The organism is Mesorhizobium sp. WSM4844, assembly GCF_055811775.1.
Genome location: NZ_JBVVQB010000077.1, coordinates 1 through 26556, shown reverse-complemented (window position 1 = coordinate 26556; position 26556 = coordinate 1). Strand labels below are relative to the sequence as shown.

14 protein-coding genes and 1 pseudogene are annotated in these 26556 nt (G+C 62.7%); all 15 read left to right on the top strand.

Annotated elements, in window-relative coordinates; translation table 11 throughout:
- Positions 1 to 303 precede the first annotated feature (303 nt).
- Positions 304 to 6269: pseudogene (locus tag AC0L2A_RS33150) on the top strand (DUF3320 domain-containing protein).
- A gap of 13 nt (positions 6270 to 6282) precedes the next feature.
- Positions 6283 to 7407 (top strand): metallophosphoesterase family protein, encoded by a 1125-nt coding sequence (locus AC0L2A_RS33145; protein ID WP_473612422.1) that lies wholly within the window; start codon positions 6283 to 6285, stop codon positions 7405 to 7407.
- Positions 7404 to 9464 (top strand): AAA family ATPase, encoded by a 2061-nt coding sequence (locus AC0L2A_RS33140; protein ID WP_473612421.1) that lies wholly within the window; start codon positions 7404 to 7406, stop codon positions 9462 to 9464. Before AC0L2A_RS33145 ends, AC0L2A_RS33140 begins: the two co-directional genes overlap by 4 nt.
- Positions 9439 to 10035 (top strand): ATP-binding protein, encoded by a 597-nt coding sequence (locus AC0L2A_RS33135; protein ID WP_473612420.1) that lies wholly within the window; start codon positions 9439 to 9441, stop codon positions 10033 to 10035. The genes AC0L2A_RS33140 and AC0L2A_RS33135 overlap by 26 nt, the downstream gene beginning before the upstream one ends.
- Positions 10036 to 10159: 124 nt before the next feature.
- A complete protein-coding gene (locus AC0L2A_RS33130; RefSeq protein WP_473612418.1) occupies positions 10160 to 10960 on the top strand; it encodes a DUF6088 family protein in 801 nt (266 codons plus the stop codon).
- A complete protein-coding gene (locus AC0L2A_RS33125; protein WP_473612417.1) occupies positions 10957 to 12036 on the top strand; it encodes a nucleotidyl transferase AbiEii/AbiGii toxin family protein in 1080 nt (359 codons plus the stop codon). The genes AC0L2A_RS33130 and AC0L2A_RS33125 overlap by 4 nt, the downstream gene beginning before the upstream one ends.
- Positions 12033 to 12890 (top strand): DNA-binding response regulator, encoded by an 858-nt coding sequence (locus tag AC0L2A_RS33120; RefSeq protein WP_473612416.1) that lies wholly within the window; start codon positions 12033 to 12035, stop codon positions 12888 to 12890. Before AC0L2A_RS33125 ends, AC0L2A_RS33120 begins: the two co-directional genes overlap by 4 nt.
- Positions 12887 to 13465 (top strand): hypothetical protein, encoded by a 579-nt coding sequence (locus AC0L2A_RS33115; protein ID WP_008878447.1) that lies wholly within the window; start codon positions 12887 to 12889, stop codon positions 13463 to 13465. Before AC0L2A_RS33120 ends, AC0L2A_RS33115 begins: the two co-directional genes overlap by 4 nt.
- Before the next feature lies 1 nt (position 13466).
- Positions 13467 to 16868 (top strand): UvrD-helicase domain-containing protein, encoded by a 3402-nt coding sequence (locus AC0L2A_RS33110; protein ID WP_473612414.1) that lies wholly within the window; start codon positions 13467 to 13469, stop codon positions 16866 to 16868.
- 82 nt (positions 16869 to 16950) lie between these two features.
- Positions 16951 to 17706 (top strand): multiubiquitin domain-containing protein, encoded by a 756-nt coding sequence (locus AC0L2A_RS33105; RefSeq protein WP_473612413.1) that lies wholly within the window; start codon positions 16951 to 16953, stop codon positions 17704 to 17706.
- Positions 17681 to 18853 (top strand): ThiF family adenylyltransferase, encoded by a 1173-nt coding sequence (locus AC0L2A_RS33100; protein WP_473612412.1) that lies wholly within the window; start codon positions 17681 to 17683, stop codon positions 18851 to 18853. Before AC0L2A_RS33105 ends, AC0L2A_RS33100 begins: the two co-directional genes overlap by 26 nt.
- Positions 18850 to 19290 carry a ubiquitination-like system serine protease family protein gene (locus AC0L2A_RS33095; RefSeq protein ID WP_473612410.1) on the top strand — a complete coding sequence of 147 codons (441 nt, stop codon included), beginning with the start codon at positions 18850 to 18852 and terminating at the stop codon, positions 19288 to 19290. The genes AC0L2A_RS33100 and AC0L2A_RS33095 overlap by 4 nt, the downstream gene beginning before the upstream one ends.
- A 209-nt stretch (positions 19291 to 19499) precedes the next feature.
- Positions 19500 to 22154: a PD-(D/E)XK nuclease family protein gene (locus tag AC0L2A_RS33090; protein ID WP_473612409.1), complete on the top strand. Its 2655-nt coding sequence runs from the start codon at positions 19500 to 19502 to the stop codon at positions 22152 to 22154.
- Complete coding sequence (locus AC0L2A_RS33085; RefSeq protein ID WP_473612408.1) at positions 22154 to 25546, top strand: UvrD-helicase domain-containing protein; 3393 nt, start codon at positions 22154 to 22156, stop codon at positions 25544 to 25546. The genes AC0L2A_RS33090 and AC0L2A_RS33085 overlap by 1 nt, the downstream gene beginning before the upstream one ends.
- 462 nt (positions 25547 to 26008) lie before the next feature.
- Positions 26009 to 26556, top strand: a 548-nt coding sequence (locus tag AC0L2A_RS33080) for a DUF4158 domain-containing protein (protein ID WP_473612406.1), incomplete at its 3' end; no start/stop codon positions are given.

Below are 26556 nucleotides of genomic sequence, written 5' to 3'. Positions count from 1 at the left end.
GCTTCACCCCAGCCGAATGCGCCAACTACTTCAAGGCAGCTGGATACGACCCAGATTAAACAGGACGCGCTCTAGCGCGGCTGGCACGAAAGCTCCTCGAGCAACTGCCTCATCACAAATATCGTGCTGAACCGGCGGCAAGGATCACCAATCCCTGCAGAGGTCCACAACTGTCCAATCTGACGGAGGCATTTCGAGTTCAGAGATTTATGCTGCTGAAGAACTAAGCGGCGCCCATACCGAGAATTTACTTTCAAATTCTGGGCGCAAAGTTCTATCGTAAATGAAAATAGGGGATGGGGCATGGAAACGAGTTCGGACACTGGCGACGCCGCCGGTATATCAGCCGCCGCGCCCGTAATAGAATTAGTGGCTGACATCGCCGCCAGCTTTACATATGCATCCTTCCAAAATGCCGTTCCGGTGATCCGGTCCATCTCTCTCAATAATCCAACCCAGCAGGGCTTCGAAAAATGCACTCTCGAGCTAACATCGAACCCCCCTTTTTTGCGCGCCAAAAGCTGGACAATTGATCGGATCGTTGCTGGCGACCGGCTTCCCTTAAGCGATCGAAAAATCGATCTCGACGCCAGCTATCTGGCCGGTCTCAACGAGGCTGAGCGCGGGGAGATAACCTTGCGCCTAACCTCAGGAGGCGTAGTGCTGGCCGAGCAGCGGGTTGCGGTGCGCCTGCTTGCCCGCGACGAATGGGGTGGCGTCATCGATATGGCGCAATTGCTGCCCGCGTTCGTCATGCCGAACGACCCGGCGATCGCAGGACTGCTACATTCCGCAGCGGAGCGGCTCGCAGCGCATGGTCATGCCTCCAGCCTCGATGGCTATCAAAGCGGCAATCCGCAACGCGCATTCATGCTGGCGGCCGCAATTTATTCGGCCATTGCCGGTCTATCGCTGCATTATGCTGAGCCACCTGCCAGTTTCGAAAGCCGAGGCCAAAAAATCCGACGCCCCTCGACAATTGCCGCGGAGAGGCTGGCAACCTGTCTCGATGCCAGTCTGTTGTTCGCGTCCGCCCTGGAGGCTACGGGCCTGCACCCCGTCGTGCTCATGTTCCAAGGCCACGCTGCCGTCGGCGCATGGATGACACAAAAGACGCTCGCCAACGCCATCGAAGCCGATGCCATGGAGATCCGCAAGGCGCTGGCATCGCGCGAACTGATCGTATTCGAGACGACCGGCGTAACGCATCGGCCCGCGATGACGCTGGAGGCTGCGCAACGAGCAATCGAACAGCGGCTCGACGAAGCGCAGGTGGGCACCTTTGTCGCCGCCATCGATATCCGCCGCTCCCGTAGCGGCGGCATTACGCCGCTTGCTTCCCACGAACCGATGCGTCGCAGCGTGGATACCGAAGTAGCAACCGAAATCGTGCTGCCGCTGCCAACGGCACCGTCCGTAACAGCCCTGCCTGCCGATATCGTCGAGGTGAAGCCGACGACGGCGGCCGGGCGGATCGACCGCTGGCAGAAAAAGCTCCTGGATTTGACACTGCGGAACCGCCTGCTCAATTTTCCGGACTCCAAAAGACAATTCCGTTTCTTTGTACCGACGTCGGCTATCTCGAGGATCGCCTGATGGCGGGCGCTTCGATCAGGCTCATTTCGCTGCCCGAACAGAATCCATTGGGCGAGCGTGATGCTGCCCTCTATCGCGAAGTCCATGGACGCGACCTGCAGCGCGGTTTTGCAGCAGAAGCGCTCCTGCGCGACGAGCTCCCATCGACGCTCGATGGACACCAATTGGAATCCCGACTGATCGATCTCTACCGACAAGTTCGCAACGACTTTGCTGAGGGCGGCGCGAATACGCTTTTCCTGGCGGTCGGCTTCCTGCGCTGGAAGAAAAAACCGGAGGACGAGCGCAACTATCGCGCGCCATTGTTGCTCGTGCCGGTCAAAATCGAGCGCCGCAGCGCAACATCGCGTTTTACCTTGCGCTTTCATGAAGATGAGCCGCGGTTCAACGCAACCTTGTTGCAGTTTCTCGAACGCGACTTCGAGCTCAGACTGCCACAGTTTTCCGGTGAGCTGCCCGAGGACGAAAGCGGCGTTGATGTGCCGCGGTTGCTCAGTCTTATGCGCCAGGCAGTGCGCGACGTCCCCGGCATGGAGGTGGTGGACGAGACGGCGCTCTCAACCTTCTCTTTCGCCAAGTTTCTCATGTGGAAGGATCTGGTCGAGCGTACTGATGCGCTGCGCGAAAACCGTGTCGTGCGCCATCTGATCGACACGCCGGAGATAGCGTTCGAGGGCAATGGCGCATCATTCCGAGACGAACGTGACCTTGATCACCACTTTGCTCCGTCCGATATCGTTTCGCTGCTGCCGGCCGACTCTTCACAGACCGCGGCAAGCCTTGCCGCCGCTGAGGGTCGCGACTTTGTCATCATCGGTCCTCCCGGCACTGGCAAGAGCCAGACCATCGCCAACATGATTGCCAACTGTCTTTCAGTTGGCAAAACCGTGCTGTTCGTGGCCGAGAAGACGGCGGTGCTCGATGTGGTGTATCGCCGCCTTCGCGAACATGGCCTGGGCGCGCATTGTCTCGAACTCCATTCCAGCAAGGCGGACCGACGCAACTTTCTCAACCAGCTCAGAATCAGCTGGGAAAGCGGCGTGCGCGTGGACGCAGCGGAGTGGATTGCGATCAACGAGCGGCTTCGCGTCCGTCGCGACGAACTGAATGCCTATGTCGACGCGCTGCATCGGCGCCATATCAATGGTCTCACGCCCTATCTGGCGCTTGGCATCGCTCTCAAGAACAAGCAACAGCACGCTCCGGGATTGTCGTGGCCATCGCGCGATGGCCATGACGAGGCAAGCCGGCTGGCGCTGGAGCATATTGCCGCCGAAACAGGTCTCGCGTTTCAGTCAGTGGAGATGCGACCGGTCTTGCGTCTCATAGATGTCACCGAGTGGACGTCAGGCTGGCAGGACAATTTGCTCGAAGGGGCAAAGACCCTCAAGAGTGCGTCCGAGGTTCTAGCGACCGCACTTGACGCCTTCCTGGTGAGCATCGGCCTGCGCGCAAAAGGCGATGCGTCAAAAGCGGAGCTCGAAGCGCTGCGAAAACTAGCTGGGGCACTCCAGGACAGTGCCGGCTATGACCTCAGCATCGCCTTTGATCGAGATTTCTCCCAGTTACGGGGAGCCCTCGCGACTCTAAATGATGCAATCGGGGACTATCGCAAGTCTCGCAAGGACCTGTCGGCACACTATGACGAGGCTGCTGTTGCGCGCATACGGGTAGATGACATAGAGCAGCAATGGCAACAGGCCGCTTCTGCGTTCTGGCCAAACAGTCAGTTGGGCAAACGCAAAGTCCAGAAGCTGCTTCAAGGCTATGTCACAGAGGGCGTGGCCGATCCTCAGCGGGACTTGTCACTGTTGCGCGTGATGCAGAACCGCCGCGCCACTGTCGAAGCCAACATCCTATCTGGGAAGCCGGTCGGATTTGCTGCACTTGATACCGACACCCATAGTATCGATCAGATACTCTCGATCGCCGAAAGGCTTCGACAGACGCTACGCCTGCCCGGCCTCGGCACCGAGGATCTCAGAGCGCTCCTCCAAGCAACCGCCCCGAGCCTCCGAAGCGGTGCAGCAGATAGCACGATGCGGCATGGGGCAGCCCGCTTCCTTGCGGCTTCTGCGGCATTCGAGGCTGCGAGGATCCAATTTGCGATCGCCGCTGGAAAGACGCCTTCCTGGGCAGGACATGATAAGCCACTGACCGAATTGACGACCGCGATGGGAGACTTGCTCGCTGCCCGTCATCTTCTGCGGGACTGGACTTCGTGGTGCGGCATTCGTCGCAGAGCTGTCAGTCAGAATCTGGAAGCGTTGGTCGACGATATCGAGGCGGGTCTAGTGCTACCAACCGAAGCTCAATCCGCGTTCCGCCTGGCCTATGTACGCTGGTGGCTGCCGGCCACACTGGATGCCGATCCGGTGCTGCGAGACTTCCGACGCTTCCAGCACGAGCATGCCATCGAAGATTTCCGGGAAATCGACGATCTTGTCCGCGCTCAAGCAAGCCTTCGCGTCATCAGTGCCATCGCTCATGGTCTGCCCGCTGTGCAAAGCGTCCCTCGCAATTCCGAGTTGGGCCTGTTGCGCCATCAGATGGAATTGCAGCGGCCCAACAGGTCAATCCGCGAGATGATCGGCGCTATGCCGTCGAGCTTTGCCAAGCTCGCACCCTGCATGCTGATGTCGCCTCTTTCAATCGCTCAATACCTACCCCCCGACCAGGCGCTATTCGACGTAGTCATTTTCGACGAAGCATCGCAGATCACCACCTGGGACGCCGTCGGTGCCATCGCGCGAGCCCATCAAACCATAATCGTAGGCGATCCCAAGCAGTTGCCGCCCACCAATTTCTTTGGCCGCAACGAGGAGGACGAGGAAGTCGTCGAACACGAAAAGGATCTTGAGAGCATTCTCGACGAAGCCAAAGCGGCCGGCATCCCGGTGCGTGACCTGCGCTGGCATTATCGTAGCCGCAATGAGTCGCTGATCGCCTTTTCTAACCATCATTACTATCAGAATCGGCTCATCACCTTCCCTTCCCCAACGGTGGAAGATCGGGCAGTGCAGCTGCGAAAAATCACGACCGGCATCTACGATCGTGGGAAAAGTCGCACCAACCGAATCGAAGCCCAAGCGGTCAGTGACGAGGCGGTCAGCAGGATGCGGCGTTGGTTGGCCCTTCCAGAAAAGGACCGCCCCACGCTCGGAGTCATCACCTTCAACGCGCAACAGCAGTCGCTCATCCTCGACTTTTTCGACAAGGCGCGACAGATGGAGCCGGAGCTTGAATGGTTCTTTGCCGATGATCGTATTGAACCCGTCATCGTCAAGAATCTGGAAAATGTCCAGGGTGACGAGCGCGACATAATCCTGTTTTCGATCACCTTTTCGCAAGATAATGCCGGCAAGCGCAGCATGGATTTCGGCGCGCTGAATCGGGACGGCGGCGAACGCCGGCTGAATGTCGCGGTGACGCGTGCGCGGCAGGAACTGATCGTATTTTCAGGTTTTGCCGCCGACCAGATCGACCCCAACCGAACCAAAGCGATCGGCGTACAGCATCTCAAAGCCTTTCTCGATTTTGCCGAACGCGGCGCTGTGGCATTGCCAGCGCAGGAACGCGGATCGGTCGGAGCCCTGGAATGCCTTTTCGAGGAGGCCGTCGCTGCCGAGCTTGAGAAGCGCGGATGGACCATCGTTCCTCAAGTCGGCATTTCTGGCTTTCGAGTGGATATAGGGATCCGGCATCCCGATCTCGCCGGCGCCTATCTGGCTGGGGTCGAATGCGACGGCGCGACCTATCACAGTTCTGCCACGGCGCGAGATCGAGACAAGGTCCGCGAGCAGGTCCTGCGCGGCCTCGGGTGGAACATTGTCCGGGTATGGTCAACCGATTGGTGGTTTGATCTCGAAGGCTGTACCGAGAGGCTTCATGCCAGCCTGGCCGCACTGCTCGAGGAAAGCCGTCGCAAGCAAGCTGAACAACAGGAAAGTGAAGCGACGATCCAATGGGACATGGGACATAAGGTCGACCCCATAGACCCATTGCCAGCCGAAGAGTTTGCATCGATCGGCGAAACTGAAAACTTGTCGCAAATATCAGAGCCAGAACTTGTCGCCGCTCCCGTCGCGACGGTAGAGCACCCATCAGCACCTGGAGTAGTCTTGCCCGCTGCCGCGAATTCGACGCGTGATTCTGTACCGATGGGCGGCAGTTATCGCCTCACTGACCTATCAGCATTCGCTATCAGCCCGGATCATTTTTACGACTTCGCCTACCGAGGCACTTTGCGGACCATGGTCGACGCGGTGATCGAACAGGAAGGCCCGCTGCGAGAAGACGTCCTTGCGCAGCGCATCGCACGGGCGCATGGCTGGCTCAGAACGGCCAACAAGATTCGGGAGCGGATCGACCTGCATCTCCGTGATTTCGATAGAACTGAAGAATCCAGCGGCAGCTTCCTATGGAAGAAGGGGACGGTGGTCGATCTGCTTGATTATCGCATGCCGTTTGACGCCCTTGCCCGCCGGTCCATTGCCGACATTCCAATCGCCGAGCTAGCCGCTGTCGTCGTCGCGAACAAAGACGTTCTGGAACAGTCGGATCCCGCTCTCGACCTTGCACGTATGCTCGGCGTCGAGCGACTTGCGGCGATATCACGCTCCCGGCTGGATGAGGCCATCGATCGCGCCCGCCGCTACCTGGCATCGACATAGTCTCGGAGACTCCATGTTTCGTTTCATCCACAGTTCCGATCTTCATATCGGCAAGCGGTTCGGCAACATGCCGGAGGATCTGCGCGGGCGGCTCCGTGAAGCGCGCCATGGCGCGATCAGCCGGCTGGCAGAACAGGCACGCGTCCATGGTGCATCCACGATATTTCTGGCCGGCGATACGTTCGACACCGAAACGCCTACACCAGCGATGTTGCGGCAGGCCCTTGCCGAGATGAGCCAGAGCGCGCCCTTGCGCTGGATATTGCTCCCTGGCAACCACGATTCACTGTTAGCTGATCAATTGTGGAGCGCTGCGGGTAGCGTTGTGCCGGACAATGTCATACTGGCGACCCGGCCCGAAACCCTGACCATTGCCGCGGACGTGGTGCTGCTGCCTGCACCGTGCACCACCCGCAGACCCGGTCGCGACCTTACCGAGTGGATGAACAGCGCCGCGACGCCGCAAGGCGCCATCCGGCTCGGCCTTGCTCATGGCGCTATTCAGAACTTTTCCGAAGATTCAGCAGCGTCCGATGTCATTGCACCAGATCGCGCGACCAAGGCCGGCCTCGATTATCTGGCACTTGGCGACTGGCACGGGCCCGTCACCATCAATGAGCGCAGCCGCTACAGCGGTGCGCCCGAACCGGACCGTTTCAAGCATGATACACCCGGCCAGGCCCTTGTCGTTTCCATTGCTGGGCCTGGCGCCCTGCCCGAGATCGTAGCCGTCGAAACAGCCAGCTTTTCCTGGAAAACCGCTCCACTGCATTTGCTGTCTGGCGATGACAGCGCGGCGGCATTTGACGCGTTGCTACCACCGGCAGACTTGCGACGTCAGACCTTGCTGCGAATTGTCGCGTCTGGCCGGGTACGGGTAAGCAGACGAACCGCCCTCGAAGCGGCGGTCGCGGCAGCCGCGCCTGGATACGCCTATCTGGAGCTGCAAGGGGACGGGCTCGCGACCGACTGCGAAAGCGGCGATTTGGATCGGATCGATCGCTCCGGTGCCCTTCGCGAGGCGGCGCAGGCACTGTTGGATGAAAGCACCGACGAAAGGCGGTCGACTGTCGAACGCGACATATCGCGAGAAGCACTGGTTCGGCTGTTCAGCTATTGCGAGGCGATGGGACCATGAAACTTACGGCCCTTCGGCTCCACAACGTCAAACGGTTCGCTGGGCAAGGCATCGCTATCGAGAACATAGGCGACGGCGTCAACGTGCTTTGCGCAGTCAATGAATTCGGCAAATCAACCTTCTTCGAAGCACTCCATGCACTCTTTTTCCAGTCCCACACCGGGACGCCCGAAGGCGTAAGACTGCTGCGGCCTTATAGTGGGGGCAATCCGGTGGTGGAGGCCGACATCACCACTTCAGAAGGACGATATCGGCTTACCAAGCAGTTTTATGGAGGCAAGCTGGCCAGCGTTATCGACCTCGATCGGGGGCGACTGTTGGCTCAAGCGGACGAGGCCGAAGCGTTTATCGGCAAACTAATCCACGGCGGAACCGCAGGACCGGCAGGATTGCTCTGGGTTCGCCAAGGGGTCACCGGCATCGAAAAGCGCAGCAAAAGCGAGGAGGATGGCGAAAAACGCGTACGCGAAAGCCTACTGTCCTCGGTTCAGGGGGAAGTTGAAGCCCTGACCGGCGGGCGACGCATGGCCGAAATCGCCGCCGCATGTGAAGAAGAACTCTATAGCCTGGTTACGTCAACGCTGCGTCCCAAGAGCGGCGGTCTCTATGCAGCGGCGCTCGATGAGCGTGACAAGCTGCTGAAAGAGGAACTGCGCCTCAGCGCCGAAGTTGCCGGTCTGCGCGATGCACTCGACAAGCGGCGCATGGCGTTGGCACGTCTGTCTGAGCTTGAAAACCCCGAAGAAGGCGCTATCCGGCGGGAGGGTATCTCGGCCGCCGAAGCCTCCGTCGAGGCCGCCAAGTCGCACAGCGAAGCCCTGAAAGCTGCTGAAGCGGAAGCTGCCCTGGCCGTAATTCACCACGACGCAGCGAAGCAGGCCCTCGATAGTTTTCGGACCGCGCTCAAAAGAGCCGCGGATTTGCGCGAGCAGTCGACGATTGCGCAGCTTCGCCGCAGTGAGGTTCTCGATCGGCGCGCTTCTGCCATTGCCGAAAACGAACAAGCGATGGGCGAAGTTCAAGTAGCCGAACAGGAAGAGCTCGAAGCTCGCGAATTGCTCGCGCGGCTGGATGCGACCCTCTTGGCGCGCGATGCGGCCGAACGACTGGCCAGCTTACACAACCGGTTAAAACAAGCCGAAGTCGCCAGAACCCAGATCGAAGACGGAGAGGCAGCGCTAGCTATGCTGACGGTGCCAGAACAGGCTGTCGAGCAACTCCAAGCGCTCGAAATCGACCTTGCCGGCCTTCGTGCAGCGCAACTGGGAACCCTGCCGACGCTACGCATGGAATACCGGGACGGCGCCGCCGATTTGGTGACCATCAATGCCAAGCCTCTGGCCCATGCAGAAGATCAAAGCTTTGCTGGCACCGTGCGCATAGATATTGCCGGCATCGGAGCTTTGACCCTGCGCTCAAATCGGCCCCAGCAAGCCAACCGGACAATCGAAGAAGCCGAAGCGAAGCACCACAGCCTGCTTGCAGCCCTTGGTGTCGACAGCCTCATGACGGCACGCCAGCGCCTGGTTGAAGCGCGCGACAGGGTCGCCGAACTGGGCTTGGCGCGTCAGCGGCTCGGCGATCTCGCGCCCAAGGGAATACAGCAATTGCACGAAGAGCTTGCCCGACTGAGTGCCCTCGCGGCCGGGGACCTCGAACTTAAGGTCGATTCGCAACAGATCCGACAACATCATGCAGCGGCTCAGCAGCGTGTGACGACAACACGCAACAACGTGCGCGAGGCCCTGCCCCTGCGCAGCCATGCCGACGAGGCTGTCATGGCCGCGGAGACTGCTTACGTGACCATCCAGGCGGAACTGACCAGCCTCGACGTCATATTGGGACCTGAAGCAGCACGCGAGGAAAAGGAGCGCTTGCTGCTTACCGAGGCCAGCGCACGACAAACTCTGCGCGAAGCGGCCGAAATGCGCCGCGCCCCTGCGCGACGGCGCTCACGATCTCACCAGCGCCGAAGCCGTTCTGCGCCGTGCCCGCTCGGTTCAGGATGCCGCCACTCAGGAGACAGGTCAGTTGCGTGTGACTCTTGCCGATCTTAATGGCCATATTCGCACTCGGGCCGACGACGCGGTGGAAGAAGCTTGGCGCGAGGCCAGGGAAAAATTGGAAGTCGCTGAAGAGCGAGTGGAACGCTTCGAAATCGAAAAGGCCGTTCTCGACCGGCTGCGCACAACGCTGGGCGCTGCACGCTCGGCGGCACGCGATCTATATCTTAAGCCGGTCATGTCCGAGCTGCGGCCGCTACTCAGACTGTTATTCGACGACATCTCCATAGTGTTCGATGAGAATACACTGTTGCCGCAGACCGTTCGTCGCAATGGTCAGGACGAGGATGTCGAGAGGTTGAGTGGCGGCATGCGAGAACAGCTTTCGGTTCTGACCCGGCTGGCCTTCGCCCGTCTGCTCGCCCGCGACGGGCGCCCCACACCGGTCATCCTGGATGACGCGTTGGTCTATTCCGATGACGATCGCATCGAGCGCATGTTCGACGCTTTGCATCGTCAATCACGCGATCAGCAGATTCTCGTTTTCTCCTGCCGCCAACGCGCGTTCGCAAAACTCGGCGGAAACATTTTGCAGATGAACGACTGGCAACCGAGTCGGTCCTAAGTGGAGATGAGATGGCCCTGTCCGAAATTTGTATATATCTTTCGGACACGCTGCTTGTTGATCGTCCGAAAAACCCCTACAATTTTCGGACATGAGCAGCGACTCACCCGATCTGAAGACAGCCATGCTTGACCGCATCCGTGCCGACGCGCCGCGCAAGGTGTGGACGCCGAGTGATTTCGTGGATCTCGCATCGCGGGACGCCGTCGATAAGGCGTTGCAGCGGTTGACGAAGGCGCAAACCCTCAGGCGAATCGATCGAGGGCTCTACGATCAGCCTAGCTTCAACAAGCTCACCCAAAAAACCAACCCGCCCGATCCGCGCTCGGTCATCGACGCCGTTGGTCGACGCGACCAAACCCGGATGCTTGTCGATGGCATGACCGCAGCAAACGATCTGGGCCTGACCGACGCGGTCCCCGCAAAAATCGTGGTGCACACAGACGCCCGCCGTCGTGCGATCAAGCTCGGTAACGTCACGATCACCTTCCGTCCGACCGCGGCCAGCAAGCTGTTCTGGGCCGGGCGACCGGCGATGCGCGTCGTCCAGGCGCTTCACTGGCTCCGCGATCTCCTGGTCCGTGAAGGAGAGAGTGATCACGTCAAGCGCAAGCTCGCCAAACTCTTCGAGGATCCCGTTGCGGGCCCGCCGCTGAAAGCTGACATCACTGCGGGTATGACGGCGCTGCCAACCTGGATGTGGGTGTTTCTCAAGCCGCTTGTCGAAAACGACGCTGGCGTTGGTCGTTGGCATGTCGGTGATGATGATCATGCTGGTGCCGATGCTGATCATGATCGTCAGCGACAACGAACGAGGGACGGCGACGACGATCACGCAGCTATCGGCCGACGGAAGCCGAAACCGCACTCTGCCGACAAGACACGAACCGCCAAGCGCGGCGCAACCCGGACCGCGAAGACATGAATGCGGCTTTCGACGAGGTCCTCGCGGCAGGGTCGGACACTATGTTAAGCGCCTTCGATACGACGGCGCTGCGCCTCGGCACGGCATCCCAGAATATCGAAAAGGACTTCTGGGTCTGCTGGACGCTGGATGCCTTGTTCAATGGACTGAAAGAGGGAGGACCCCGCCTCCTTTTCAAGGGCGGAACCTCCTTGTCCAAAGGCTTCGGTCTGATCAACCGCTTCTCAGAGGATATCGACGTCACGGTGTTTCGGGACGACATTGGCGAACCGGCGACCATCGAGGAGCTTGACGCTCTGAGCGGTAAGAAACGCAAGGCGCGCCTCGATGCGATCAAGGACGCCTGCCAAGCCTACATCAACGGCCCGCTGCGCGCTGAGTTGACTCTGATCCTGCAAGAAAGGCTCAAGGACGCCGGCCTCGATACCGGGGCGGGACGGGTGGACGCCGACGATGCCGATCCCGATGGGCAGACGCTGCTGATCTGGTATCCAGCGGCGACGCCGCGATCGGATTATGTGCGAGCGGCGATCAAGATCGAGTCTGGCGCGAAATCCGCGCTCGACCCCAATAGCGAAGTGCCGATCAAACCCTATGTCGATGATGATCTGCCGGCGCTCGACCTGACCGTGCCGGCCGTGCGAACGGTCGACCCTGAGCGCACCTTCTGGGATAAGATCGTCATCCTCCACGGGTTGCGACGCTGGTTCGACAAGCGAGGAGAGCTGCGTGGGGGCGGCCAGCGCGTGTCTCGACACTACTATGATCTGCACCAACTCGCCGCGACGCCGGTGGGCGACGCCGCCATCGCTAACAGCGCGCTCGGCGCGGACTGCGTCGCGCATGCCCGGATGTTCTTCGATCGACCGGACTTCGATCTCGCGAGCGCCGTGCCTGGCTCGTTCGCGCTTGCACCGCATGACGCCATGATCGAACAGTTGCGCATCGATTACAGAGCCATGAAGGGGATGATCTTCGGCGATCCTCCGGGATTTGAGGCGGTGCTCGACAGCATCCGCTCGCTCGAGACGCGTCTGAACAAGAGGCGCGATATGGAAAGCGAGGCGGCGCGATGAACCAGTTTGAGGGAGCTGCCGGTGCAGGGCAAGGGGCAGACGCGCAGCGCACGCGCCAAGCGACAGTAACACCGCTGCGCAAGCGACGCCTCAGCGGCGAACTCTACAAGCGCGACCAGAGGGTAGAAGCGCTCACCGCCGAACTGGCGGCCCTGTCGCGTGACGAGTTGATCGCCAGGGCTGCAATAAGGAAGCGCTCCGACCCAGCCTACGTCCCCAGCGAATGTCTCGTCTATCTCATCCGCGCGAGCCGTCGCGATAACAACGAGATGTGGTTTGAGCGCCTCTATCGGATCCTGATTGAACGGGTAATGCGTAGTTTGTCCAGGGCGGAAAGCCCTGATGGCAAGACGGAATCTTTGACGCGCGGGGTCGTGCGCGACAAGGTGTTCGGCCGCTTCGTCGAGTTGCTGTCGGCGGATCGCGCCGCCTATGTCGACAAGGTCGACTACTTCGAGGTGCGTTTCGACGGGGCGCTGGCTAGCCTGCGGCGCGATGCCCAGGAACAGGCCTGGCGCGACGAGAACCGTTCCCGACCACTCGAATACGACGAAGAAAGCGGTGAGCTGTCACCGGAAGTCGAGGCGGCTGCCGGGGTTCACGACCCGTTCGCCTTGTCGGATTTGGACGATCCGGCTTACCGGTTGCGCCGGGATGCGGCGATTGCTGCTCTACCCATAGAACAAAGCAGGATCATTCATATGCTGAGACAGGGCTTCCCCATCGACTCAAAGGAGCCGGACGTCATGACCATCGCCAAGGCCCTGGGCCGCTCGGAAAAGACCGTCCGAACCTATCGCGACAAAGCCTTCGCCGCCCTGCGGGCCGCCATGACCGATGGAGAAGAGCGGTGAGCCCCGCAGGAGAACGTCCAACCCGCGAGTCTGTGCTCGACGCGTTCGCGGTCGAGAGCGAGCCTGGCCGGTCAACCTTGGAGCGCTATTTGCGGCTTTACCCGGAATATGCCCAAGAGCTCGTTGACCTGTCGCGCGAGCTTAGCCGCGAAGTCTACGACGATGACGCGCCGCTGACCGCTGCCGATCAGGCCCTCCTCGACGCTGCCTGGTCGCAGCACGCGGCGGCCATGCCGGCGCCGATGACGGACCCCTTCGCGGCGCTTACGGTCGCCGATTGGCGTGCCGTCGCCCTGCGTCTTGACGTGCCCCGGCAGGTCGTGACCGCGCTGCGCGAGCGACGGATCTCCTTCATCAGTATCCCGCGACGGTTTCTCGGCAGGCTTGCCCAGGAGGTGAGCAGTTCGGTCACACAGTTGGAATTGTCCTGGGGCCCCGCGCAGCTGGCCGCCGGGCGCAGCTACAAGGCCGACGGCAAGCCCGCGATCGGCGGGCAGGTCACTTTCGAGCAGGTGCTGATCGACGCAGGCGTCCCGGCAGAGAAGCGCGCCCGGTTGTTGGCAGAGGCGGATTGAAATGGACAGCGTGGAGCTCGCCAGGCAAGTCGCCGCCGAGCTTCATGCTCGCCTGGTTGCTTCCGGCGCCGATCCTTGGTCGCCCTATGACTTTGCTGTCGCCGAGGCCAGGCGACGGGGGATTGATGTCGAACCGACGGCCGCTGGGGCAGCCGTCCTCAATGGCGGCCGTGCGACCTTCGTCACCGACGACGATCTGATCCTTCACGAGAATGTCGGCTCGCGGTTCGAGCAAGCCTTCCTGGTCGCCCACGAGATTGGTCATGCCGAACTCGGCGACGATCCTGAGGGCGAGCCAGTACCGGCGATTGATCCCAGCCGCGCCGCAGAGCCGTCGCCGGTTGGAATGGATCGGGTTGTCGACTATGGCCGCAGGCAACGCCGTGAGGTCCAGATGGACCTGTTTGCACGCGAGCTGCTGCTACCGCGCCCCCTGGTCCGCACACTTCATATTGACGAAGGGCTCTCCGCGTCCGCCATTGCCGCGAAGCTCGGCGCGCCATTCGAGATGGTCGCGCAACAGCTGTTCGACGCCTTGCTGCTGCCGCCAGTGCCACCTGTGACGGCGGCGACGCATATCGAGCGGCCGCTGAATTCGCTGCAAGCCTCGGCGGCGGCTCATCGCGGCGAGGCGTATCTGCTTGAGGCGGGTCCTGGCACTGGCAAGACGCAGACGTTGATCGCTCGGGTCGAAGGCCTTCTGGAGGAGGGTGTCGATCCGCGGCGCCTCTTGCTTCTGACCTTCTCCAACAAGGCGGCGGGCGAGATGGCGGAGCGGATCGCCCGCAAGCGACCCGAGGCTGCCGCCGCGATGTGGATCGGCACGTTCCACGCATTCGGTCTCGATGTCATCCGTCGTTTCCATGCAGAACTCGGCCTGCCGAAAGATCCGCGGATGATGGATCGGACCGAGGCGGCTGAGCTCCTCGAGGAGGAGTTCCCGCGCCTGAGGCTTACTCATTACCGCAATCTCTACGATCCGACCCAGATCATCGCCGACATGTTGGCCGCCGTTTCCCGGGCAAAAGACGAAGTGGTCGACGCCGAAGCCTACGCCGCACTCGCCGGCGCAATGCTTGCGAAAGCCGGGGACTCCGATACGCGCGACGTCGCTGAAAGCGCCGGCGAGGTAGCCCGCGTCTACGCCGCCTATGAACAGCTCAAGCGCAACGCACATTGCATCGACTTCGGCGACCTTGTCGCATTGCCGGTGCAACTGCTCGAGAAGGACGTCGCCATCTGTGCAACGCTACAAGCGCAATATGACCATGTCCTGGTGGATGAGTATCAGGACGTGAACCGCAGCAGCGTGCGGTTGCTGCATGCGTTGCGCTCAGATGGCCGCAATCTCTGGATGGTCGGTGACGCCAAGCAGTCGATCTACCGGTTTCGCGGCGCCTCTTCCTTCAACATGGCACGGTTCGGCAAAGAGGACTTCGCTAACGGCAAGCGCGGCCGATTGAAGCGCAACTATCGTTCGGTGCCGGAGATTGTCGAAAGCTTCTCCAGCTTCGCTACCACCATGTGCGCCGGAGATGCGGACAGCGGCCTTGAAGCGCATCGCGACGGCAAAGGTCAAAAGCCCGAACTGCGGACTGTGCAGCGGGCCGGTCAGCAGCAAGTTGCTCTTGCAGACGCGATCGAGCAGCTTCGCGGTGAGGGCTTTGCCTACCGTGACCAGGCGGTCCTATGCACCGGCAATGAGAAGCTGTCGACGATCGGGCAGGATCTCGAACGGCTTGGTGTTCCCGTCTTGTTTCTGGGCAGCCTGTTCGAGCGGGCCGAGGTCAAGGATCTCCTGGCCTTGCTGTCCATTCTCGTCGATCGGCGCGCCATGGGCTTGCTGCGTATCGCGTGCTGGCCCGACTTCACAACTTCCTTCTCTGACGTGGCGGCGATCTTTGAGCACCTGCGGGCAGCCGACCACGCGCCGGGCGCCTGGCTCCAGCAGGTGGATGCGATCCCCGGCGTAAGCGACGCCGGCCGTCAGGCACTCTCCAGGCTTGCGATTGCGCTCGACGGCTTCGACCAGACAGCCTCGCCCTGGACCGTGCTCGCGACGCTATTGCTTGATCGTACCCGCATGGTCGCGCGCCTTGGCGCATCCGCAGAGCTCGCCGACCGTACGCGCGGCATCGCGATCTGGCAGTTCCTCAACTTCATGCGCGTCCAGCCGGCCGGCCGCGGCCTGCCGATCACGCGTGTGCTCGACCGGGTGCGCAGGCTTGTCCGTCTCGGCGACGATCGCGACCTGCGTCAGCTTCCGGCAGCCGCCCAGCATCTCGACGCCGTGCGGCTGATGACCATCCACGGTGCCAAGGGCCTGGAGTTCGGCGGTGTCCATATTCCGGGGCTCAACAGCGACACCATCCCGCGCACACCGCCGGCGCCGCCCTGTCCGGCGCCCGACGGCATGATCGCGGGGGCCTTAGGCAACGCGCTGGAGGCGTTCCGCGCGGGCCAGACCGAGGAGCAGGAGTGCCTGTTCTATGTGGCGCAATCGCGCGCCCGCGATCGCCTGATCCTTTATGCACCTACCGAGAAGAGCAACGGCTACAATCGTCCGCTGTCGCCCTTCCTCGACCGTCTCGGAGCCGCTCTGACGCGCGGCTCGGTCGTGCCGGCGCGACCGCTTCCTATGGCGGCGGAAGCGCAGGGCATCGATTTGATCGTCGAGGGACGGCTGCAGTTCGGAGCTCCGCAAATCGCTCTGTATGAATCCTGCCCGCGCCGCTTTTTCTACACCCATGTCCTGCACGTCGGTGGGCGCCGAACCACTACGGCCTTTATGCACTTGCACGAGGCGGTTCGCTCGGTAGTCAAGGCGGTTATCGCGTCGGACCTGCCTGTGACCGAGCAGGAACTCACTGATCGAACCGATGCAGCGCTTGCCGGTGAGGGACTGGGGGAGCATGGCTACCGCGCTGAATTCCGCGATCTCGCATTGGCGATGCTGCGTTTCTTTCTGTCGGGCCGCGCAGGAGCGATCGCTGAGGCGCCTGTGGCGGTCAGTATCAACCTCGGCGGCGAAGAGATCCTCGTCGAGCCGGACGAGGTGCTGATGCGGCCTGAGGGTATCCGCGCCGTGCGCCGCGTCCGCACGGGTCACATGCGATCGGCCGAGAGCAAGGATGTCGGCGCCGCGGCGCTGATCCTAGCGGTCAATCAGGCCTATCCCGGCGCTGTTGCCGAGCTCGTCCATCTCTCCGACGGCGAGGCATCCGAGCTTTCCCTTTCAGACCGCGAGTTGAAGGGACGCACGGACAAGCTTTCAAAGTTTCTTGGCGACATCCGCGCTGGACGGTTCCCGGCCGAAATCTCATCGCGCACCTGTCCGAACTGCCCGGCTTTCTTCATCTGCGGACCGACACCCGACGGACCCTTGCAAAAAAAATTCGCCTGACCTTACCGGTCGGCGAAACTCAATCCGATTGGTCGCTTAGAGCCGTGGCCCCGCCCCGGCCCCAACCTAAGGACCAATCGCAATGAACACTGAAGAACTTCTCGACTACGACGACGTCGGTGACGCCCTGCGCGAAGGGCGGTCTCTGCGTCCGGCGCGGGGATATCGCTTCCTCCTCGCCCAGGGCGATCTCAACTTCCTGTCCCGTCAGGTGAGCGATCCCGTGCCGCTTGGCCGTCAGCTGCTCGAGGCCGGCGCCCTGGACCCTCAGGACGGCTACAGCCTCTTCGCTATCCTGCCCTCGGGCGACTTCGAGGATGTGCGGCTGAACGAACCCTTCGATCTGCGCGAGCACGGCGCCGAGCGGTTCGTCGCCTTCCTGACGGATCGCGACTTCAAGCTGACCTTGAACGACGACGAGCTGCGCTGGGGCAAGCTCGTTATCAGCGGCGCGGTGCTCTATAGCCTGGCCAAACCTGGCGAGGGCGAAGGCGTTTTCCTCGAAGTTCCCGGCGGCGAAGATCGCCAGATCGAACATGGGGAGCTGATCGATCTGGCCGAACCCGGCATCGAGCGCTTCATCACCGCGCCGAAGCGGCCGCCAACGTTCGAGATCATCGTCAATTCGCGGCCGCGCACGGTGAACGACGACACGGTCACGTTCGAGCAGATCGTCCATCTCGCCTTTCCGGGCCAGCACGAGCCCAACGTCGTGTTCTCGATGACCTACCGCCACGCGGCATCAACGCCGCACGCCGGTGAGCTCGGGGCTGGCGGCTCTGTCGATGTCAAGAAAAAGGGGACCGTGTTCAATGTCACACGCACTGTTCAGTCTTAACCCAGACCTCAAGCGGCTGAGGGACGAAGGCTACTTCGTCCAGCAGCGCGGTGGATATCTCGTCATGCGCGAGGTGCCCTATGTCGATGCACAGCGGCAGCTGCGCATTGGCACCCTGATCTCCAGCCTCACACTGGCCGGGGACCGGACGCGCAAGCCCGACACCCATGTTGCCCACTGGGATGGCGACTTCCCGTGTCACGCCGACGGGTCGCCCATCCAGGCCATCGCGCACCAAACCGGCGCCTTCGATCTCGGACATGGCCTGAAGGCGACGCATGCCTTCTCAAGCAAACCGGCCGAGGGCTACGCCGACTATCACCACAAGATGACCAGCTACGCCAACATCATCGCCGGTCCGGCCGCGGTGCTGAACCCCGGCATGACGGCTCGCACCATCCGTGAGCCTGAAGCAGAGGAAGACAGCGTCTTCAACTATGTCGAGACCGCCTCCGACCGTGTCGGGATCGGCGCCTTGGCCGAGCGGCTGGCCAGCGACCGGGTTGCCATCATTGGCGTCGGCGGCACTGGCGGCTACATCCTGGATTTCGTCGCCAAGAAGCCGGTTCGCGAGATCCGCCTCTTCGACAGCGACGAGTTCTTGACCCACAACGCGTTTCGGGCACCGGGCGCTCCGAGCCTGGACGAACTGCGACAAGCGCCAAAGAAAGTCGAATATCTGAAGGATATCTATAGCCGGATGCATCGCAATATCGTGGCGCATGACGTGGCGCTCGGGCCGGATAACCTGCACCTTCTCGACGGCGTTACCTTCGCGTTCCTGTCGCTCGATGCCAGCGATGCGAAGCGGCTGATCGTCGAGAAGCTCGAGGCGACCGGCGCTGCGTTCATCGATGTCGGCATGGGCCTTGAGCTCGACGAAGGATCACTGGGCGGCATCCTGCGGGTGACCGCCAGCACGCCTCAGAAGCGGGATCATGTGCCTCAGCGCATTTCATTCGCCGGTGGGGGCGAGGAAGACATCTATGCGTCCAACATTCAGGTTGCGGATCTCAATGCCCTCAATGCTGTCCTTGCCGTGGTGAAGTGGAAGAAAATCCGCGGCTTCTACCGAGACCTCGAGCGCGAGCATCACTGCACTTACACCACCGACGGCAACATGCTGATCAATGGGGACCTCACGTGATACGCCACAAGCGACTCGAGCATCGTTTCGTCGATCACATTCCCGAGCGCCTTGGGACAGGCGTGCTGTACGTGTCGATGGAATATGCGACATCGGCCCACAGCTGCTGCTGCGGTTGCGGCGAGGAAGTTGTCACGCCGTTCACGCCCACGGACTGGAAGATGACGTTCGACGGTGAGACCATTTCGCTTTATCCGTCGATCGGCAACTGGACGTTGCCGTGCCGGTCACACTATGTGATCGACCGCGGCAAGTTGGTCGAAGCCGGCCCCTGGAGCGACGAGCAAGTGGACGCCGAGCGTCGGCGTGATCGCGCCGCCAAAGCTCGTTTCTACGGGCAGCCGCCCATGGCCGAACCTCCCGCTCAACCCGTTCCGCCCAAGGTGGCACCAGGCTTCTGGCAGCGCCTTTGGAACCGGATATCCAGTCGATTCTAACGATAAACTTGTGGATTACATTCCATCAGAGCATCTCGCCCGGAATTCTAGTGTTTGCCTGCTATAGATAGCTTTCATGAACGGGTTTGACAGACTTCTCACAAAATAGCCCGTCAGAAAATATCGCAACGCAACAGTCACGCGCGCGGCGGCGCCGGCCCTGGGCCGGCGCCCGAATGAGAACTGACCTCGAAAGGAGGCGACCCCCAATGGCCATCTCGGGCCGATCCACCCTCGTCGTTCACGGCCGCCTCGCCATGCGGGAAGGCCGCCTGGCGGCGGCGCGCGACCGCCGACATGGCCTGCAAGTCATGTCGTTCGAGCAGGCGGCGGTGCGGCTCGCCGGAGGTTTCGTCCGGCCGATTGATGATGAAAGCCTGAGCGCCGCGATCCAGGCCGTCTTGCCGGCAACGCCAATGGGCGAACTGGAGAGCATCAAATCGCTGCCCGGCATGATCGACGCAGCTGCGGGCACCCTGCACAAGGCGTGGCGCGCGGGCATGGACCTAGCTGCGCGAGCGGTCGATCATCCGCGCCTGGAGGCCATCGCACGCCTGGAAGCTGCGGTCCTCGACCAGCTTCCCGCCGGCATGATGCGCCCTGTCGACATCGTCGCCGCGGCGACCGGCCGTGTCGGCCATGCGCCGGCTATCATCGGTCCGATGGAAATCATCGGCCTGACCGAACTCTCGCCCTGCTGGAGGCCGTTGCTCCGAGCCCTCACCGCGCAGATCCCGGTGCAGTGGACGGCCGGCCCCAGGAGCGTTCCCGCGTGGCTGGAAGGCACCGGCGTTGCCGTTTCACGCGCGCCGGCGCAAACGCCGGAGATCAGTGCTGTGAGCGCGGCGACGGCTTATCATGAGGCCATCGAAGCGATGCGCTGGGCGCGGCGCCTGCTCGCCTCTGGCGTGTCGCCATCCGAGATCGCCATCGCGACCACGTCTCCCGCCGAGTATGACGATCATTTCCTGGCCCTGCGCGCCGACGCCAATATCGACCTGCATTTCGTCCACGGCGTCCGAACGGTGACCACCCGCGAGGGGCAGGCGGCTGCGGCGCTGGCCGACATCGTCGTTCGCGGATTGTCGCAGTCGCGCCTACGGCGCCTCGCGGCACTGTGCCGGGACACGGGCCCTTTCGAGGTGCTGCCCGAAGGCTGGCTGCGCGTCCTGCCGGCAGATGCCCCGCTCTCGACGACCGGCGCCTGGAACCGCTTGCTGGCCCGGCTGACGCCGGAAGACTGGCCCGGCGGCACGGACCATGCCGCGGCGCTGCGCACAGCGGTCGAGACGTTGGCAAAAGGACCGGACGCCGCCAGCGAGATCGGTGACGTCTTCCTCAAGGGCCGCGCGCTCGCAATATGGCGCAAGGCGTTGCTCGCCGGCCCCGCCGCCTCGATCGACGCGACACTGCAGACATTGAAACGGGACGACGGACTGGAAGCGTGCGTTTCTGTCGCCTGGATGCCGGCCAGTGCGCTCGCGGCGTCGCCCCGCCGCTTCATTCGGCTCCTCGGGCTCAATTCCTCGCGCTGGCCGCGAGGGCTTGCCGAGGACCGGCTGATCCCGGACCACATCATCCCGACCTCCGTGCTCGATCCGCTTCCGGTGAATCTCGCCGACCGCCGCGACTTCGAGACGATCCTCGCAACGACGGCTGCTGAAGTCGTCCTCTCTCGTGCCCGGCGCGACAGCGACGGGCGCCTCCTGGGACGCAGCCCGCTGCTCGCTGGACATGGCGATGAAACCTACCTTCGCCGCAACGCGACGCCGGTTCATGCCTTCAGTGAGACCGACCGCCTCATGGCCCGGCCTCAGGAGTTCGCCGCCGATCCGCAGTCTATCGGCGCACAAGGCTGCTGGCGCGACTGGCGGCAGTCGCAGATCACCCCCCATGACGGGCTCGTGCGCGCGGACCATCCGCTGGTGCTCGCCATCCTTGGTCGCACCCAGTCGGCCAGCTCGCTTCGCCGCCTGCTGCGCAATCCTCTCAGCTTCGTGTGGGTCTATGCGTTCGGATGGCGCGAACCGCACAGCACCGCCGAACCGCTCGTGCTCGACGCGCTCGGGACCGGTGATCTTGTCCACATGGTTCTCGACCGTGCGCTGAGGGACCTCGAAGCCGGAGACGGACTCGCATCCGTCGGCGCGGAGACCGTCGAAGCGGCGGTGGCCCGTGCCGCGCAAGCGGTCGCCGCGGATTGGGAAAGCGAGCGTCCGCTTCCTCCCGCCGTCATCTGGGGCCGCAGCCTCGAGGACGCCCGCGTGATGGCTGGCCGCGCCCTGTCCTATGGCGACGATGTCTTGCCCGGCGCGCGCGCTTATGGCGAAGTCCCCTTCGGCGGCTCGGCACCAAAATCCGACGCAAAGACGCCGTGGGATGCGAGCGCGCCCGTCATGATCCCCGACACCGGCTTCAACATCGCCGGCTATATCGACCGGCTCGACATCTCGGGCGACGGTAAGCGCGCGCTTGTCCGCGATTACAAGACCGGCCGCCCGCCGCGGGGTGACATCCGGCTTAACGGCGGACGCGAGCTTCAGCGCTGCCTCTACGCGTTCGCCGTAAAGGCGCTCCTCGGCGACGACGTCGCCATCAGCGCCTCGCTGCTCTACCCCCGCGAGCCCGTCGATCTGCAGCTCGACGATCCCGAGGCCGTGCTCGCGGAGATTACGGGCTATCTCAGCGCGGCAAGGACCAGTCTTGCTGGAGGTGCGGCCCTGCAAGGCCCCGACACCGGGGGCGATTATGACGACCTCGCCTTCGCCTTACCGGCCAATGCCAGCGCCACCTATTACAAACGCAAGATGGCCGCCGCGACAGAACGGCTTGGCGAAGTCGCTCAGGTCTGGGAGGTGGAATAATGAGCAAGTTGTCCAAGAAGCTGAAGGATGACGGCGCGCGCCGCGATGCGATCAGCCTTCATGATCGTTCGATCCTGGTCGAGGCCGGCGCGGGTTCGGGCAAGACAGCCGTCATGGCCGGCCGCATCGCCGCCATGCTCGCAGAGGGCGTCTCGCCGCGTTCCATCGCCGCCGTCACCTTCACCGAACTCGCCGCGAGTGAGCTGCTGTCGCGTGTCCGAGAGTTCGTCGCCGACCTCTCGGCTGGCAAGATCGCGACAGAACTGCGCGTGGCGCTGCCCGATGGGCTGACCCAGGCCCATCGCGACAATCTCGCTGCAGCCAGCGCCGCGATCGACGAAATCACCTGTTCCACCATCCACGGCTTCTGCCAGCGCCTGATCAAGCCCTATCCGGCGGAGGCCGACATCGATCCCGGCGCCAGCGTCATGGATCGCAACCAGGCCGATCTCACCTTCCTCGAAATTGTCGACGGTTGGCTGCGCGAGAGCCTGTCCGGCAGCCAGGGCGGCGTTCTTGCCGAGATGGTGTTGCACAGCCCCGGCGAAACCGTGGCGCTCCTCCACAAGATTGCCGAGAATCTGCGCCGCCGCCGCACGCTCATGGCTCCGCCCGTCTCGCCGCTTGACGACCATCTGCAGGCGTTCCGGCGGGCCGCGGCGGATTTCGCGGGTTTCATGGGCGCCACGGCGGCGGCCGAGCCGGAAACGGTGGTGATCGTCGAGCGGCTGACCGAGATGGCAACCGCCTTGGCGAGCGGTTCCGATCCCGCAACGCCCACGGGCCTCGTCCGGCTCCTGACCTCGCGTCCACACCCGGACCTGTGCACCAAGGCTGGTGCCTTCGCCTCCTACCGCAAGAAGGGCAAATGGCTCGCCGCGGCAAAGCAGGCCGGTCTCTCCAAGGCCGACGGCGACCGGCTGAACAACGCCGCCGACGCCCATTACACCGGATGCTGCGACGCCTGGGTTTCGCTTCTCCAGGCTGCGGCAGGTCAGGGTCTGAAGGCGCTGATCGAAGAAGCGCGTCCGATCCTGCAGCGCTATCGCGACCACAAGCGTGCAAGCGCCCAACTCGACTTTGACGATCTGATTTTCGCCGCGCGCGATTTGCTGCGCGATCATGACGCCGTACGCCGCGCACTGGGCCAGCGTTTCGCCCATGTGCTCGTCGATGAGTTCCAGGACACCGATCCACTGCAAGCCGAGATCTTCTGGCGGCTGTGCGGCGAGCCGGCCGATCGCGATGACGATTGGACGCGGTTCCGAATCCGGCCGGGAGCGCTCTTCCTGGTCGGCGACCCCAAACAGGCGATCTATCGCTTCCGGGGCGCCGATGTTGGTGCTTATGTGCAGGCACGCAACGCCTTCCGCGCCCAGGACCCCGACAGCCTCCTGTCGATCTCTACCAATTTCCGCTCCTGCGCCTCGATCCTCACCTTCGTCAACGAGCGCTTCGAGGCCGTGCTCTCGGCTGACGGGCAGCCAGGCTTCTCCGCTCTAGACCCGTTCCACGACGATCGCGACGGCCTGTGCGTGGCGGCCCTCGACATCGCGGTCGCCGACGAAAACGGCAAGGCCAGCGCAGAGCAGCAGCGTGATGCGGAGGCCGATGCCATCGCCGATCTGTGCGCCCGGCTGATCGACAACTACCCCATCATTGACAGGCGCAGTGGAGCGGAACGCCCTTGCCAGCCGGGCGACATCGCCTTGCTGGCGCCGACTGGCGCGGATCTGTGGCGCTATGAGGAAGCCTTGGAACGCCGCGGCATTCCGGTGGCGACGCAGGCCGGCAAGGGACTGTTTCGCCGCCAGGAAATTCAGGACCTGATCGCGCTGGCGCGCGTCCTCGCCGATCGTCGCGACACGCTCGCGCTCGGCGCCCTGCTGCGCGGGCCCCTGGTCGGCCTCACGGAAGAAGAGCTGCTGGATGTCGTCTGGGGCCTGCCGCGCTCCGAGGAGGAACCTACTCGGATTCCGCGCCTCGACCTCAGTGTCGATCCTGCTGCCATCGCGCACCCGCTCGCACGCGAGATCATCGAGAGACTGCAATCGCTCTACCGGCGCGGCAACAGCACGACCCCGCACGAGCTGCTCTCTCAGGCCGTGGATATGATGCGCGTGCGCCCTCTCCTCCTTGAGCGCCATCGTGGTCAGGCCGAACGCGCGCTTGCCAATGTCGATCTCTATCTCAGCCTGTCGACCAGCTACGCTGTGCGCGGCCTCCGCGCCTTTGCCGAGGCGATGACGGCAGCTTGGGCCGACGAGGCGCGCGCCGTCGAGGGCCGGCCCGACGCACAGGAAGAAGCCATCGCGCTCTTCACCATGCACGCGGCCAAGGGGCTCGAATGGCCGATCGTCATTCCGGTCAACACCATGACCGGCGTTATGGCGCCCGACAGCGCGATCACCGACCGACAGACGGACACCTTCTATTGCCCGGTCTTGGGCGTCGCGCCGGACGGTTACGAAGCCGTGCGGCAGACTGAGAAAGACGAGCTGGATCGGGAGCGCATACGGCTCTGGTACGTGGCCGCCACGCGCGCCCGCGAACTTCTCGTCCTGCCCCGGCTCGACACAACGCCGTCGAAGTCCGCCTGGATCGGTCTCGTCGATCTGTCGCTGGCCGAACTCCCCGGCCTGGATCTCTCGTATCTGCCCGCCGACGTCGCGACGGCTGGCACCGGAGCGGCCAATACCCAGACTCGCGCGATCTTCGCCACGGAAGCCGAAGCCATTGCCGCGCGGCAGGCGCGACTGATCTGGCTTGCGCCCAGCCGCGATGAGAACGCCGCCGGAGCCGTGCTGCAGGAAGACGAGGCCAGGATCTGGACCGGATCGGCTGATGGCCAGCCACCCGAACTGGAAGCCGTTGTTCTGGTTCAGGGAGGCCGCGAACGCGGACTGATCCTACACAAGCTCATGGAAGAGGTGCTAACCGGCGAAACCCATGAGGCCGAGGCCGCCCTTGCCGAACGGGCCGCCGAACTCATCCGTGCCCTCGGCCGGACTCCGGTCGCCGATCCGGTTACGGGACTATCGGCCGAAGAGCTGGCGGGCTGTGTTGTCCGGACCCTGGCACTACCCGCCATCGTGGTCTTACGACCGGATCTTTTCGCCGAATTTCCCGTCTATGCCGCGTATGCGGCCGACGGGGCGGAAACGGCAACGGCCGGGATCGCGGACGCCACAACTCTGACGTCTGAAGGCCGTCCCGCCGTCGTCGTGGATTGGAAGAGCGATGTGGCGCCCGATCCCCAGACACTCGACCACTACCGCGCACAGGTTCGGGCCTATCTCGACATGACCGGAGCCGAGCGCGGTCTGATTGTGCTGATGACCACAGGTGCGGTGATCGGTGTCGGGCCGACAGCCCAGCCGATGGCGGCTTGATCGGAGGGACTGTGCATGCCATCAACGTCTAGCGACGGTCGACGCATTGATGGGCTTGCCGCCGCTATCGACGATCTGCCGGCCTCCTCTCCGTTTTTTCTGGCGAATGCAAAGGCTCAATACCGGCTGCCGTGATCTCACTGATTGGCTGAGTTCTGTCGCAGATCCCCACGACGGCGGACTTGAAAAGCAACAGATACATTAGCATGGATTGATTGGTCGGCTAAACCGGGCCTCAGTACGCCGTCGGTAAAAGGCATGAAGAGGGGTCAGAACAAGAGCTGCTCAAAATCGTACGCCAAGGGCGAAGGAAGCATGAACTGAGCTTGCTTGTGTCTCACGATGCCGGGGCGCGACGTCTGATCCCAGTGGATAACCGTCGCAGCAGAAGAGCTGCTGTTTCCGCATCCAGTCTGCTCGGCAACATTCAGCGGCAGTTGGTATTGTGTGCGGAGTTGAGCAGTGGCCAGGCGCAAGATTCTCAAAGCTCAGGATCGACGGGAGCTTTTCGATATTCCGGATGATGAGGACAGCCTGATCCGACACTATTCACTATCTGCGGCTGATCGCCTCGAGATTGACCTGCGCAGGCGCGAGCACAATAAGCTCGGCTTCGCTGTTCAGCTTTGCGTGATGCGACATCCAGGTCGGGTGCTTGCGGCAGGCGAAATTCCGCCCGGCGCGATGCTGAAATATGTCGCCGACCAGATCGGCGCCGATCCCACTGTGTTCACAACCTATGCCCGCCGGGAAGAAACGCGTCGCGATCACATTGCGCGCCTGATGATCTGCCTCGGCGTCAGAAGCGCGACAGCTCAGGATCGTCGCGCCGCGCTGTTGACGGCAGTGGAGGCGGCCGCGATGTCCGACAGCGGCGCTTCGATTGTGAATGCCATCGTTGCTACGCTGCGAGAACGCGGAGCACTGTTGCCCGCGGCAGAGATCATCGAGCGAATGGGTCTTGCGGCTCGTGCCATAGCTCGCCGCCGCGCGGAGGAAGCGCTTATCGA

Bases quoted from the DNA above. Each gene is read 5' to 3' on its own strand.
- AC0L2A_RS33145 (WP_473612422.1), top strand. From the start codon at position 6,283: ATGTTTCGTTTCATCCACAGTTCCGATCTTCATATCGGCAAGCGGTTC.
- AC0L2A_RS33140 (WP_473612421.1), top strand. From the start codon at position 7,404: ATGAAACTTACGGCCCTTCGGCTCCACAACGTCAAACGGTTCGCTGGG.
- AC0L2A_RS33130 (WP_473612418.1), top strand. From the start codon at position 10,160: ATGCTTGACCGCATCCGTGCCGACGCGCCGCGCAAGGTGTGGACGCCG.
- AC0L2A_RS33125 (WP_473612417.1), top strand. From the start codon at position 10,957: ATGAATGCGGCTTTCGACGAGGTCCTCGCGGCAGGGTCGGACACTATG.
- AC0L2A_RS33120 (WP_473612416.1), top strand. From the start codon at position 12,033: ATGAACCAGTTTGAGGGAGCTGCCGGTGCAGGGCAAGGGGCAGACGCG.
- AC0L2A_RS33110 (WP_473612414.1), top strand. From the start codon at position 13,467: ATGGACAGCGTGGAGCTCGCCAGGCAAGTCGCCGCCGAGCTTCATGCT.
- AC0L2A_RS33105 (WP_473612413.1), top strand. From the start codon at position 16,951: ATGAACACTGAAGAACTTCTCGACTACGACGACGTCGGTGACGCCCTG.
- AC0L2A_RS33100 (WP_473612412.1), top strand. From the start codon at position 17,681: ATGTCACACGCACTGTTCAGTCTTAACCCAGACCTCAAGCGGCTGAGG.
- AC0L2A_RS33090 (WP_473612409.1), top strand. From the start codon at position 19,500: ATGGCCATCTCGGGCCGATCCACCCTCGTCGTTCACGGCCGCCTCGCC.
- AC0L2A_RS33085 (WP_473612408.1), top strand. From the start codon at position 22,154: ATGAGCAAGTTGTCCAAGAAGCTGAAGGATGACGGCGCGCGCCGCGAT.